The following is a 12,193-nucleotide window of genomic DNA, read 5'->3' as shown; positions in this document are numbered from 1 at the left end:
CCACCCGGGCTTACCCGTAGTGCACGGCCGTCCTGGCCGGTTTCCGCCGCACCTTTCCGGACAATATCCAGCACCACAACGATGCGCCTGCGCCAGATCGAAGTCTTCCGCGCCGTCATGCTGACCGGCACCGTCAGCGAGGCCGCGCGCCTGCTCCACGTCTCCCAGCCCGTGGTGACGCGGGTATTGCAGCACGCCGAGGCCTCGCTGGGCTTTCGTTTGTTCGAGCGCGTGCGCGGCCGGCTGCAGCCCACGCCCGAGGCGACCGCGCTCTATGGGGATGTCGAAAGGCTATATGGGGAGATCGAGCGCGTGCGGCGCGTGTCCGAGAGCCTGCGCCACAAGGGCGCCGGCCGGCTGCGCGTGGCCGCCACGCCGAGCCTGGCCAACCCGCTGCTGGTGCCGGCCGTGCGGCGCTTCTGCGCGCGGCATCCGGAAACGCAGGTCCAGGTGCTGACGCACCATACCAACGAGATCGTGGACGCGCTGCTGGCCAACCAGATCGACGTGGGTTTCGCCTTTTCGCCGCCCCGGCACGAGGCCATCTCCTCGGAGCCGGTGGCCGCCGGCCGGATGCTGCTTGCCGTGCCGCGCACGCTGCCGCTGCCGGCCGGGGGGCGGCGCGGGGCGGTGTCGATGCACAAGCTGATGGACCGCCCCTTCGTCGGCTACGACGACGACACCTCGCTGGGCCTGCTGGTGCGGCAGACGCTGGCGCGCCACGCGCTGGAGCCGCATTCCACGCTGGAGGTGCAGACCTACTCGCTGGCGCTGGCACTCGTCGATGCGGGGCTCGGCCTGACCGTGCTCGACCAGTACACGGCCCTGAGCGCCAATCCGGCCAATGTGGCACTGCACGATATCGAGCCGATGCTGCCTTTCGAGATCCAGCTGCTGCGCGCGAGCCACCGGGGTGCCTCCAGCCTCGTGGACGACATGCGCACCCAGTTCACGGCCGCCGCCGCCGAGCTGGCGGCCACCCTGCCCCACCGGCTCGAAGCCCCGCGCGTGCAGTTCGACGCGCCCGAGAAATGAGCCGCGCCGCCCTCAGAAACGCCGCATTGACAGACCTGCGCGGCGTACACCATCATCAACCCGCCCCGACAGGCGCGTGAAACCCCCATGTTCGTCCTGACCCTGATTCTCCTCGTCCTGATAAGCGCGTTCTTCTCGATTTCGGAGATCGCGCTGACGGCCGCCCGGCGCACCAAGCTCCAGGTCCTGGCCGAGCGCGGCGACCGCCGCGCCACCAAGGTGCTGCGGCTCAAGGAAGAGCCCGGCAACTTCTTCACCATCGTGCAGATCGGCGTGAACAGCGTGGCCATCCTCGCCGGTATCCTGGGCGAGAAACACGTCTCCGACCTCGTCTTCGCCGCGCTGACCCCCTATATGAGCGCCACCCACGCGCTGCGCGTGGCCAATATCGGCTCCTTCCTGGTGGTGACGCTGCTGTTCATCCAGTTCGCGGACCTGATCCCGAAGCGCATCGCCATGACCTTCCCCGAGCGCTGCGCGGTGGTGGTCATTGAGCCGATTCTCACGCTGCTGCGCGTGCTGAAGCCGGTGGTGTGGATCTTCAACGCGGCGGCGGACGCGATGCTGAAGCTGCTCGGCATCCCGACCAAGCCGGTGGACCAGATCACCACCGAGGACATCGCCGCGATGGTCGATGCCGGCGCCGAGGCCGGCGTGCTCCACAAGCACGAGCTGCACCTGATCGAAAACGTGTTCGAACTCGACTCGAAGGGCATCACGGCGATCATGACCCCGCGTGACGACGTGATCTTCCTGACGCTGGACGAGACCGCCGACAGCGTGCGCCGCAAGCTGGTCAGCCAGCCGCACGCGCAATACCCGGTCTGCGGTCACGACCTGGACGACGTGCTGGGCTACATCGACTCGAAGGACATCCTGCAACGGCTGCTGGCCGACGAGAGCGCCACGGTGCTCGGCAACATCGGCCGGCATCACGACAAGAACGTGCTGGTGATTCCGGACACGCTGACGCTGTCCGAGTCCCTGACGCGGTTCCGCGAGATGCACGAGAGCTTTGCGGTGGTGATGAACGAGTACGGGCTCGTGGTGGGCATCGTCACGCTCGACGACATCGTCGGCGCGCTAATGGGGGACATCCTGTATTCGGCCGAGGACGAGCAGATCGTGCGGCGCGACGAGACGTCATGGCTGGTGGACGGCGTGACGCCGCTGGTGGACCTCAAGAAGGCGCTCGAGCTTGATTCGCTGCCCGGCGAGGACTACGTCGATACGGCGGCCGGCCTGGTGATCTACTCGCTGAAGCGGATTCCGAAGAAGTCCGAGTCGATCACCGTGGCGGGCTACCGCTTCGAAGTGCTGGATATCGATCATCACAAGATCGACCAGCTGCTGGTGTCGCGGCTGCCGGGCGCGGTGGCGCCGAGCGCCGCTTCAGCCGGGGACCACTGACTCAGGTCTGAGTCACGTGCGCGTGATGGAGGCGCCGCCGTCCACCAGGGACGCCGTGCCGGTCACGAACGCCGCGTCGTCAGACGCCAGGTACAGCACCGACCGCGCCAGTTCTTCCGGCTTGGCCACGCGCTTGAGAGCGTGGAGTCCGGTGATGAACGCCTGCGATTCGGTCGTATTGTTCATGTCACGATACATTTCGGTGTCCACCGCGCCCGGCAGGATAGCGTTGACCCGCACGCCTTGCGGCCCGTACTCGGACGCCAGCGCCTGCGTCAGGCCGATCAGGCCGGCCTTGCTCGCGGCATAGGCGGCCACGCCCGGGAACGCGAACGAGTAGCCGACGAACGTCGACGTGAAGATCACCGATCCCCCGCCCTGCTTCGCCATCTGCGCGATCTGGTGCTTGGCGCCGAGGAACGCGCCGGTCAGGTTGATCGCCAGCGTGTCGTTCCAGCCGGCTTCCGACACCCCGGTGCTCGGGCCGCCTTCGCCCAACGTGCCCGCGTTGTTGAAGGCGATGTCCAACTTGCCGTACTGCTCGACCGCCAGATCCACCAGGGCGCGGGCATAGTTTTCGTCCCGGACGTCGCCCGCCAGTGCAACCGCCTCGCCACCGGCGGCGCGGATGCGGGCCACGAGGGCGTCCAGTTCCGCCTGCCGCCGCGCGCCAACCACGAGCTTCGCGCCCTCCTTCGCAAACAACTCCGCCGTGGCCAGGCCAATGCCGCTGCTTGCACCCGTGATGATCGCCACCTTGCCGTTCAGTCGTTCCATGATGTGCTCCGGTTTCCGTTGAGTTGATTCGTTGATTTGATCTATCGATTTCGGTTCGCCACACCCAGGTGCGCCGCGTCTGAACCCAGTATGGGCGCTGGGATTAGATAGCGGTATATTGCTAATCACGATTCTGCTTTTCGGAAAAACCGAACAATGTTCAAACTGGAAGGGGTGGCGAGTTTCGTGGCGGTGGCCGAGTCTGGGTCGATCACAGAGGCGGCGCGCCGGCTGCACCTGTCGAAATCGGTAGTCAGCGAGCGGCTGGCGGAGATGGAGCAAGTGCTGGGCGCGCGCCTGCTTCACCGCACCACGCGGCGGGTGAGCCTGACCGAAGACGGCGCCGCGTTCCTGGAACGCGCCACCCGGATCCTGCGGGAAGTGGAGGACGCCGCAGCGGAGATGACCGAGCGGCGCGGCACGCTGTCCGGCCCGCTGCGGATCGCCGCGCCAGTCACGTTCGGACGCCTGCACCTGGGGCCGGCGCTCTACCCCTTCCTGGCCCGGCATCCCGACATCGATCTCTCACTAGATCTGGACGACCGTCGCGTGGATGCGTCATCGGAAGGCTACGACGCGGTGATCCGCCACGGCGCCGTCGGCGATTCGCGGCTGGTGGCGTGGCCCCTGGCGCCGAGCCGCCGGCTGCTCGTGGCATCGCCGGCCTACCTCGACCAATGCGGCGCGCCAGACTCGCCCGAGGCATTGCAGCGCCATCACGGCATCTTCTATACGAATCGGGGCATCGCGGACTGGTCGTTCCTGCAGGACGGCGAAATGACTTCGCTACGCGCCCGCGCCCGCCTGCGGGTCAACAACGGCGACATGATGCTGGACGCGGCGCTGGCCGGCCTCGGCATCGCGCTATTGCCGACCTTCCTGGCCGGCGCTGCATTGAAATCGGGCGCGTTGCGGAGCGTGGACATCGGCGTGCAGACGGCAGCCGAATCGATCTACGTCGCCCACGCGGAAGGCCGACGCGCGTCCGCCAAGCTGCGTGCGCTGGTGGAGCACCTGCGCGAAGCGATCGGCAGTCCGCCGTATTGGGATGTGTAGAGGGAACGCGGGAGGGGACGTGTAGAAAAACAAAACCGACGCCTGCTTGCACAGTGCGTCGGTCTGAGTGTTACTGCTATTTGTTGCTTACCCAGCGAACCGGGCAGCTTCTTATTTGGCGGAGAGGGTGGGATTCGAACCCACGGTACCGTCGCCGGTACGCCTGATTTCGAGTCAGGTACATTCGACCACTCTGCCACCTCTCCGGTAACTTGGTCGACCTTGCGGCGAAACCAAGATTATAGCGATGTTGCGCCCGCCTTTGCAAGCGGCTTGCGCAATAATTTTTACGCCTCCGGTTGCAGCGTTGTGATGCCGCCCATATACGGCTGCAGCGCCTTCGGCACGGTCAGCGAACCGTCGGCATTCTGGTAGTTCTCGAGAATCGCCACCAGCGTGCGGCCCACGGCCAGGCCCGAGCCGTTCAGCGTGTGCACGAGTTCCGGCTTGCCCTGCCCCGCGCGGAAGCGGGCCTGCATGCGGCGCGCCTGGAAGTCGCCCATGCTCGAGCACGAGCTGATCTCGCGGTAGGTGTTCTGCGCCGGAATCCACACCTCGATGTCATAGGTCTTGGTGCTGCCGAAGCCCATGTCGCCCGTGCAGAGCACCACGGTGCGGAACGGCAGTTCCAGCTTCTTGAGGATGGCCTCGGCATGGCCGGTCATCTGCTCGAGCGCGTCCATCGACTGCTCGGGCGGCACCACCTGCACCATCTCCACCTTGTCGAACTGATGCTGGCGGATCATGCCGCGCGTGTCCTTGCCGTACGAGCCTGCTTCCGAGCGGAAGCACGGCGTGTGGGCGACGTAGCGCAGCGGCAGCTTGTCGCCGGCCACGATGGCGTCGCGGACCATATTGGTCAGCGGCACTTCGGCGGTCGGGATCAGGTAGAAGTTCTCGATGGTGTCCTGGCCATCCTCGCCGCCGACCTTGCGCGGCACCTTGAACAGGTCGTCCTCGAACTTGGGCAGTTGGCCCGTGCCACGCATCGACGCGGCATTGACGATGTACGGCACGTACATCTCGGTGTAGCCGTGCTCGAGCGTGTGGGTGTCCACCATCAGCTGCACCAGCGCGCGGTGCATGCGCGCCAGGCCGCCACGCAGGAAGGAGAAGCGCGAGCCGGTCACGCGCGTGGCGGTCTCGAAGTCGAGGCCGAGCTTCGCGCCCACGTCCACGTGGTCCTTGACCTCGAAGTCGAACGTGCGCGGCGTGCCGACGCGGCGTACCTCGACATTGCCGGTCTCGTCGCTGCCCACCGGCACGCTCGCGTCCGGCAGGTTCGGGACCGACATGATCGCGTCGTGGATCTGTTCCTGGATCTCGGCCAGGCGCTGGGCCGACGCCTTCAGCGTGTCGCCAATGCCGGCGACCTCGGCCATCGGGCCGGAGGCGTCTTCGCCCTTGCCCTTGAGCATGCCGATCTGCTTCGACAAGCTGTTGCGGCGCGCCTGCAGGTCTTCGGTCTGCGTTTGCAGTTGCTTGCGTTCGGCCTCGAGGGCCTGGAACGTCGCCACGTCGAGTTGAAAACCGCGCGTGGCCAGCCGTTGGGCCACGGCGTCGATGTCTTTGCGGAGCAGCTGGATGTCGAGCATGTTGCGGGAGCGATGGATGTGCAGTGCCGGCGACATGCCGGCGATGGGCGCCATTTTACTGCACCGGCACCCCCTGCCGCGACGGAGTCAGCGCCCTTTTCCAGCCTTGTTCGGCATTTTCAGAGTCGTCTCACTCTTTCTCACCGCCCTTGTCCGGCCGATGTTCGCGATGCCAGGCCGCGTCGAGGTCGCGCAGATGGCGCAGTTTGTCGCTGATCTTGCCTTCCAGGCCACGTGGTGTGGGCTGGTACCAGTCCTGGCGGCGGAGGTCGTCGGGCAGGTAGTGCTCGCCGGCGGCGTAGGCCTCGGGCTCGTCGTGCGCGTAGCGGTAGGCGTGGCCGTAACCGAGTTCCTTCATCAGCTTGGTCGGCGCGTTGCGCAGGTGCACCGGCACCTGGCGCGACTTGTCCTTGGCCACGAAGGCCCGCGCGGCGTTGTAGGCGTTGTAGCCGGCATTCGATTTCGGGGCGACGGCGAGGTACAGCAGCGCCTGGGCCAGCGCCAGTTCGCCCTCGGGCGAGCCGAGCCGCTCGTAGGTCTCAGCCGCATCTAATGTGATGCGCGCAGCACGTGGATCGGCCAGCCCGATGTCCTCCCAGGCCATCCGCACGATGCGCCGCGCGAGGTAGCGCGGATCGGCGCCGCCATCGAGCATGCGGCAGAACCAGTACAGCGTGCCGTCCGGATCGGACCCGCGCACGGACTTGTGGAGCGCGCTGATCTGGTCGTAGAACGCATCACCGCCCTTGTCGAAGCGGCGCAGGTTCTCGGCCAGCGCGCTGCCCAGCAGCGGCGTGTCGATGCGGTCCTGCCCCGCGTTGCGGGCCGCGCGCGCGACGATCTCGATATTGTTCAGCAGCTTGCGCCCGTCGCCGTCGGCCGAGCCGACGATCAGCTGGAGCGCCTCGTCCTCCCAGGTCAGCCCGCCCAGTTCCTCGCTGGCGCGCAGCACGAGCTGCTTCAGTTCGGCGTCGTCCAGACTCTTGAGCACGTAGACGGCCGCCCGGGACAGCAGCGCGCCGTTGACCTCGAACGATGGGTTTTCCGTGGTGGCGCCGATGAACGTGAACAGGCCGCTTTCCACGTGCGGCAGAAAGGCATCCTGCTGGCTCTTGTTGAAGCGGTGCACTTCGTCGACAAACACCAGCGTGCGGCGGCCGTGGGCGCGGTACTGCTCGGCGCGCTCCACCGCCTCGCGGATGTCCTTGACGCCCGACAGCACGGCCGACAGCGCGATGAACTCGGCATCGAACGCGCTGGCCATCAGCCGCGCCAGCGTGGTCTTGCCCACGCCGGGCGGACCCCACAGAATCATCGAATGCGGCTCGCCGGACGCGAACGCCACGCGCAGCGGCTTGCCAGCCCCCAGCAGATGCTGCTGGCCGATGACTTCGTCGATGGTGCGCGGGCGCAGGCGTTCCGCCAGCGGCTGCCGGGAACGTTCAGGGGGGTCGGAAAACAGCGAATCCGCCACGATGGTTCTACCTCTTGGATCTGGGCGCGCGCGGGCTGGCCGCGGCGCGGAACGTGACAGTGTAGACCATCGCCCGATGGCCTAAAGAATCCCTTCAACCTTGCCGATAACATCCAATGGCCCGCGTATCACCCGACCGGGCGTGGCAGATTCATCGGTTACAAGTTCGAGGATCCCTATGCTGCGTTACCGCATGCTGTTGTTCAAGATGTCCCGCCTCGCGAGCAAGAACAAGCTCAGCGGCGTGGAAGAAATCTCGTTGGCAGGGCAGTTTTCCGAAATGATCGGATCGCAGGAGGAGGCCGACCGCCTGATCGAGGATCTGGTCGACCATGAGAACCCGCAGGTACGCCGCATCGGACTGTCCGCGATCCGGCGCTCGCGCCGCTTCGGCGGTCGGATGCTGATGCCCGCGCTGCTGCGCCGGCTGGCCGATGTGGAAGGCTGGCTGCGCCATGACGCGGTGTGGATCGTCCAGGAAGGCCAGTTCGATGGCGCCGAACTGCGCGCGGCGCTGCGCCGCGTGGCCGGCAACGTGCGGCTGCCGCAGGACGCGGTGCGGGCCAAGGCCAATCCGGCCGATGGTCCGCTGCACGCGGCCGTGCGCGCGCGCCAGGCGCTGGACGTGCTGATCAAGAAATCGGCGGAAGCGCACAATGCTGCACTTGCTGCCGGCGGCGGCCTGCCCGGCGCCACCGATGGCCAGCCCTATGCCCAGGGCTCGGTCGGCCATATCCGCGCCGTGCACCGGCAGTTGCAGCGCAAGATGGCAGGGCGCAAGCTCAACAGCAGCACCAAGCTGCGGTTCAAGAAGGTGGAAAGCCAGTATCCGCCCAACGACAACCGCCGCTTCCTCCTCTGATACCATGGGGCTCGCCTTGACGCTTACCTAGGTCTACCCAGGCTTGCCCAGCTTTTCCAACCCCGCCGGCCCGACGGCCGGCTCGCCAGGAGGAAGCCACTGCCATGGCCATCACGACCCGCATCCGCAAGAAGAAGCAATATCGGAAAGCCGTGTTGAAGTTGCGCGCCGCGATCAAGCGCGGCGACGAGGAAGCGATCAGGATCCGGCGCGAGAAACTGCAGAAGCTGCCGGTGCCGCGCCAGCGCTACGCGCGCGAAGCGCAGGCGTAGCGCCGCGGGCGTCAGCCCTCAGCCCTTGGCCCGGTCGGCCAGCGTCTTCATGGCATCCGCAGGCAGCGGGCCATGGCAGGTCCGCTCGCCACCGGCCACTCCCACCACCAGCCATACCTTGTCCGGCGCATCGGCCGGATGGAGCAGCCATGCCGGTCCACGCGCCGCATTGCTGGCCGGCAGGTCTTCCAGCACCCCGCTGTGCGCCGATTGGAGCAGCGTGGCGCACTGCGAGTGCGCCACGCGCGTGGCCTTGAGGAAGTCCGGATTGCCGAGCACTTCGGGCATGGCCGTATCCGATGCACGCAGGAAGGCATCCACGTCGAACCGATTGGCCGGCGCCTGGGCGCAGGCGGCCAGCAGCAGGACGGCGGCCCCGGCCAGCAGGCGGGGGGTCACGATGGACAGCGAGAACGACGGCGAAAAATCGGCGGGCATGGTGGGCCTCATTGCTTCATCACGTCGGCGCCCTTCGGCACCGTGAAGCGGAACGTGTCCGCCGGCAGCGACGGATTCTTCTGCATCGCCGAGAAGGTCAGCAGCGTGGTATTGCCGAAGGCATCGCGCAACTCCATCGCCTCCAGGTTGCCGGCCTTGAAGCCGATCTGGATCTTCTCGAACTGGGTGTCTTTCGACTTTGGCGTCAGCTCCAGCCATTCCACGCCGTCGCGCGTGGCGCCGTTCTTCACATCGAAATTCTTGCTCAGGTCGTTGCTCCCGAACAGGATGGCGGCCGGGCTCGAGCCCAGCGCGTTGTCCAGCTTGCGCTCGGTCACCTGGTTCAGGTCTTTATCGTAGATGAACAGCGTCTGGCCATCGGCCTGGAGCAGTTGCTCGTAGGGCTTGGTGTAGCGCCACGTGAACTTGCCGGGGCGCGAGAACGCGAAAGTGCCGCTGGACGTGCCGCCGGCCTTGCCTTCGCCGCCCTGCCCCTTGAGCTGTTTCTGGGTGAATTCGCCACGCGCGGTCTTCACGCTGGTCACAAAACTCTGCAGCTGGTCTGTCGCGGCGGCCTGGGCGGCCGATGCGGCAGCCGTCAGCAGCACAAGCGCGGCGCAGGTGGACGCAAGAATGCGATGTCGCATGGAGTCAGCCTTTCCTGAGTAGTGGATGCCCGGTTAGAGCCGGGCGCGGGGCGCCGGATTCCTGTGACCGGGGTAACGGTATGTTACGCGTCACATTTGACGCCGGCCACCCCTCGCCGCCCTTTGCCGCCCCGGACGCGTTCAGTCGTCGTCGCGCGCACCGGCCCCGGCGCCGGCCGGCACCAGGATGTCGCGGTTGCCGTTGCCCGACATGGCCGAGACCAGTCCGGCCTTCTCCATATCCTCGAGCAGCCGCGCGGCGCGGTTGTAGCCGATGCGCAAGTGGCGCTGCACCAGCGAGATCGACGCCCGGCGATTCTTGACCACCACCTCGACGGCCTGATCGTACAGCGGATCGGCCTCGCCGCCCCCGCCGCCAATGCCAGCGCCGCCGCCCAGGCTGTCGCCCGCGCCGTCGCCATCGACCAGCCCGCCTTCGAGAATGCCCTCGATATAGTTGGCCTCGCCGGACGCCTTGAGCTGCTCCACCACGCGGTGCACTTCCTCATCGGAGACGAAGGCGCCGTGCACGCGCACCGGAAACCCGGTGCCCGGCGCGAGGTAGAGCATGTCGCCCATGCCCAGCAGCGCCTCGGCGCCCTGCTGGTCGAGGATGGTGCGCGAGTCGATCTTGCTGCTGACCTGGAACGCGATCCGCGTCGGCACATTGGCCTTGATCAGACCGGTAATCACATCCACGGACGGCCGCTGGGTGGCCAGCACCAAATGCAGGCCGGCCGCGCGGGCCTTCTGGGCGATACGGGCGATCAGTTCCTCGACCTTCTTGCCCACCACCATCATCAGGTCGGCCAGTTCGTCGATGACGATGACGATGGTCGGCAGCTTCTCGAGCGGCTCGGGGGCGTCCGGCGTCAGGCTGAACGGATTCGGCACCTTTTCCTCGCGCGCCGCCGCCTCATCGATCTTCTTGTTGTAGCCGGCCAGGTTGCGCACGCCCAGCTTGCTCATGAGCTTGTAGCGCCGCTCCATCTCGCCCACGGCCCAGTTCAGCGCGTTGCCGGCCTGGCGCATGTCCGTGACCACCGGGCAGAGCAGGTGCGGAATGCCCTCGTAGACGCTCATTTCCAGCATCTTCGGGTCGATCAGGATCAGGCGCACGGCCTCGGGCTTGGCCTTGTAGAGCAGCGACAGGATCATCGCGTTGATGCCCACCGACTTGCCCGAGCCAGTCGTGCCGGCCACCATGCAGTGCGGCATCTTGGCGAGGTCGGCCACCATCGGCTTGCCGGCGATGTCCTTGCCCAGCGCCATGGTCAGGCTGGACGCGCTTTCGTTGTAGACGTGGGAACCGAGAATTTCAGTCAGGCGAACGGTCTGGCGCTTGGGGTTCGGCAGCTCCAGCCCCATGTAGTTCTTGCCCGGGATGGTTTCCACCACGCGGATCGACACCAGCGACAGCGAACGCGCCAGGTCGCGCGCCAGATTGACAATCTGGCTGCCCTTGACGCCGGTAGCCGGCTCGATCTCATAGCGGGTGATGACCGGCCCCGGGTAGGCGGCCACGACCTTGACTTCGACGCCGAAGTCCTTGAGCTTCTTCTCGATCAGCCGCGACGTGAATTCGAGCGTTTCGGCGCTCACCGTCTCCTGATGGGCCGGCACGGCGTCGAGCAGCGACAGCGGCGGCAGGTCGGAGTCCTGGATATCGGCGAACAGCGGCTGCTGCTTCTCGCGCTCCACCCGTTCGTGCTTGGGCACGGCCTGCGGGCGCACGATCTGCACCGGGGTGGCTTCCTCCTGGCGCACGCGCTGCACTTCCACGGTCTCGGTCCGTTCCACCTTGGCCGCGGCACCGATGATGCGGTCCTGCTTCTTCTCGCGGCGGGCCTTGAAGCCGAGGAACAGCGTTTCGACGAAGCCGCCGACGTGTTCGGCCACGGAGAGCCAGGAGAAATGGAAGAACAGCGACAGCCCGATGGCGAACATCAGCAGCAACAGCAGCGTGGCGCCGGAAAAGCCCAGCGCCAGTTGCAGCCAGCCGCCGAGCAGGTCGCCCAGCACGCCACCCGGGGCGCGCGGCAGCGCGGCGCGCAGCGGGTACATGCGGATGGCCTCGAGGCCCATGCTCGATACCAGCGTCAGGCCAAAGCCGATCCAGCTGATCGCCACGCTGTGCTGCGGATCCGGCACGCGCTCGGGGAGTTCGGCGGTCAGGGTGCGCCAGCCGCGCCAGCAGCGGCGCATCAGCAGCACGCTCCACCAGTAGGCGGAGAAGCCGAAGATGAAGAACAGCACGTCCGCCACCCAGGCGCCCACGCGGCCGCCCAGATTGTGGATATCGGCCACCTGGCTGGCGTGAGACCAGCCGGGGTCCGCCTTGCTGTAGCTGGCCAGCACGCACACGAAGCCGAGCGTAACGGCCAGCAGCAGGAACCAGCGCACCTCGCCCAGCAGCTTGGCGATTCGCGAGGGGAGTGCCGACGGGTCGGTCCGGGTAGTGGTGGTAGCGCGGGCCATGCCTTGGGTTCGGATGATCGCTTCAGATCGCTCGGGGTGGACGATGGCGGCCATTTTAACCTTGCGCGCGCTATCGGCCCCATTGGAATTTGCAACAGTCGGCAAACGCCAGCCCACTTATAATGGCGGTTTCGAGTTACACCGGCGCG

At 66.7% G+C, this 12,193-nt stretch carries 11 protein-coding genes and 1 tRNA gene; 5 read left to right on the top strand and 7 right to left on the bottom strand.

Annotation, left to right across the window (positions count from 1 at the left end; genetic code table 11):
• Window positions 1-81 precede the first annotated feature (81 nt).
• Together AC1DFU_RS21495 and paeA are read left to right on the top strand one after the other, a co-directional pair.
• A complete protein-coding gene (locus AC1DFU_RS21495; protein ID WP_441591883.1) occupies window positions 82-1,035 on the top strand; it encodes a LysR family transcriptional regulator in 954 nt (317 codons plus the stop codon).
• Between the two features lie 87 nt (window positions 1,036-1,122).
• On the top strand, window positions 1,123-2,445 hold the full coding sequence (paeA, locus tag AC1DFU_RS21490) for a polyamine export protein PaeA (protein WP_092298353.1): 1,323 nt from the start codon (window positions 1,123-1,125) through the stop codon (window positions 2,443-2,445).
• 12 nt (window positions 2,446-2,457) lie between these two features.
• Here the strand turns inward: paeA and AC1DFU_RS21485 are convergent, their stop codons facing one another.
• Window positions 2,458-3,222 carry an SDR family oxidoreductase gene (locus AC1DFU_RS21485; protein ID WP_092298350.1) on the bottom strand — a complete coding sequence of 255 codons (765 nt, stop codon included), beginning with the start codon at window positions 3,220-3,222 and terminating at the stop codon, window positions 2,458-2,460.
• Window positions 3,223-3,378: 156 nt separating this feature from the next.
• On the opposite strand from AC1DFU_RS21485, the gene AC1DFU_RS21480 reads away from it, so the two are divergent.
• Window positions 3,379-4,278, top strand: a complete 900-nt coding sequence (locus AC1DFU_RS21480; RefSeq protein WP_441591881.1) for a LysR family transcriptional regulator — start codon at window positions 3,379-3,381, stop codon at window positions 4,276-4,278.
• Between the two features lie 116 nt (window positions 4,279-4,394).
• Here AC1DFU_RS21480 and AC1DFU_RS21475 read toward each other — a convergent pair.
• From AC1DFU_RS21475 to AC1DFU_RS21465, 3 genes are all read right to left on the bottom strand, one after another.
• Window positions 4,395-4,484, bottom strand: a tRNA-Ser gene (locus tag AC1DFU_RS21475).
• 81 nt (window positions 4,485-4,565) lie between these two features.
• Window positions 4,566-5,873 carry a serine--tRNA ligase gene (gene serS, locus AC1DFU_RS21470; protein WP_092298474.1) on the bottom strand — a complete coding sequence of 436 codons (1,308 nt, stop codon included), beginning with the start codon at window positions 5,871-5,873 and terminating at the stop codon, window positions 4,566-4,568.
• A gap of 130 nt (window positions 5,874-6,003) precedes the next feature.
• On the bottom strand, window positions 6,004-7,347 hold the full coding sequence (locus AC1DFU_RS21465) for a replication-associated recombination protein A (protein ID WP_092298343.1): 1,344 nt from the start codon (window positions 7,345-7,347) through the stop codon (window positions 6,004-6,006).
• A gap of 178 nt (window positions 7,348-7,525) precedes the next feature.
• Between AC1DFU_RS21465 and AC1DFU_RS21460 the strand changes: the two genes are divergently transcribed.
• Window positions 7,526-8,209 carry a hypothetical protein gene (locus AC1DFU_RS21460; RefSeq protein ID WP_092298340.1) on the top strand — a complete coding sequence of 228 codons (684 nt, stop codon included), beginning with the start codon at window positions 7,526-7,528 and terminating at the stop codon, window positions 8,207-8,209.
• Window positions 8,210-8,313: 104 nt separating this feature from the next.
• On the top strand, window positions 8,314-8,481 hold the full coding sequence (locus AC1DFU_RS21455; RefSeq protein ID WP_176860900.1) for a hypothetical protein: 168 nt from the start codon (window positions 8,314-8,316) through the stop codon (window positions 8,479-8,481).
• Window positions 8,482-8,499: 18 nt separating this feature from the next.
• On the opposite strand, the gene AC1DFU_RS21450 is transcribed toward AC1DFU_RS21455, so the two are convergent.
• From AC1DFU_RS21450 to AC1DFU_RS21440, 3 genes are all read right to left on the bottom strand, one after another.
• Window positions 8,500-8,919 carry a hypothetical protein gene (locus AC1DFU_RS21450; protein WP_441591878.1) on the bottom strand — a complete coding sequence of 140 codons (420 nt, stop codon included), beginning with the start codon at window positions 8,917-8,919 and terminating at the stop codon, window positions 8,500-8,502.
• An 8-nt stretch (window positions 8,920-8,927) separates the two neighbouring features.
• The gene (gene lolA / locus AC1DFU_RS21445; RefSeq protein WP_092298337.1) at window positions 8,928-9,566 is read right to left on the bottom strand and encodes an outer membrane lipoprotein chaperone LolA; all 639 of its coding nucleotides are present in this window, start codon (window positions 9,564-9,566) and stop codon (window positions 8,928-8,930) included.
• A gap of 141 nt (window positions 9,567-9,707) precedes the next feature.
• On the bottom strand, window positions 9,708-12,044 hold the full coding sequence (locus AC1DFU_RS21440) for a DNA translocase FtsK (protein ID WP_092298468.1): 2,337 nt from the start codon (window positions 12,042-12,044) through the stop codon (window positions 9,708-9,710).
• Window positions 12,045-12,193 lie beyond the last annotated feature (149 nt).

Source organism: Cupriavidus sp. 10L45 (genome assembly GCF_056395225.1).
This window is presented reverse-complemented; position numbering and strand designations above follow the sequence as displayed.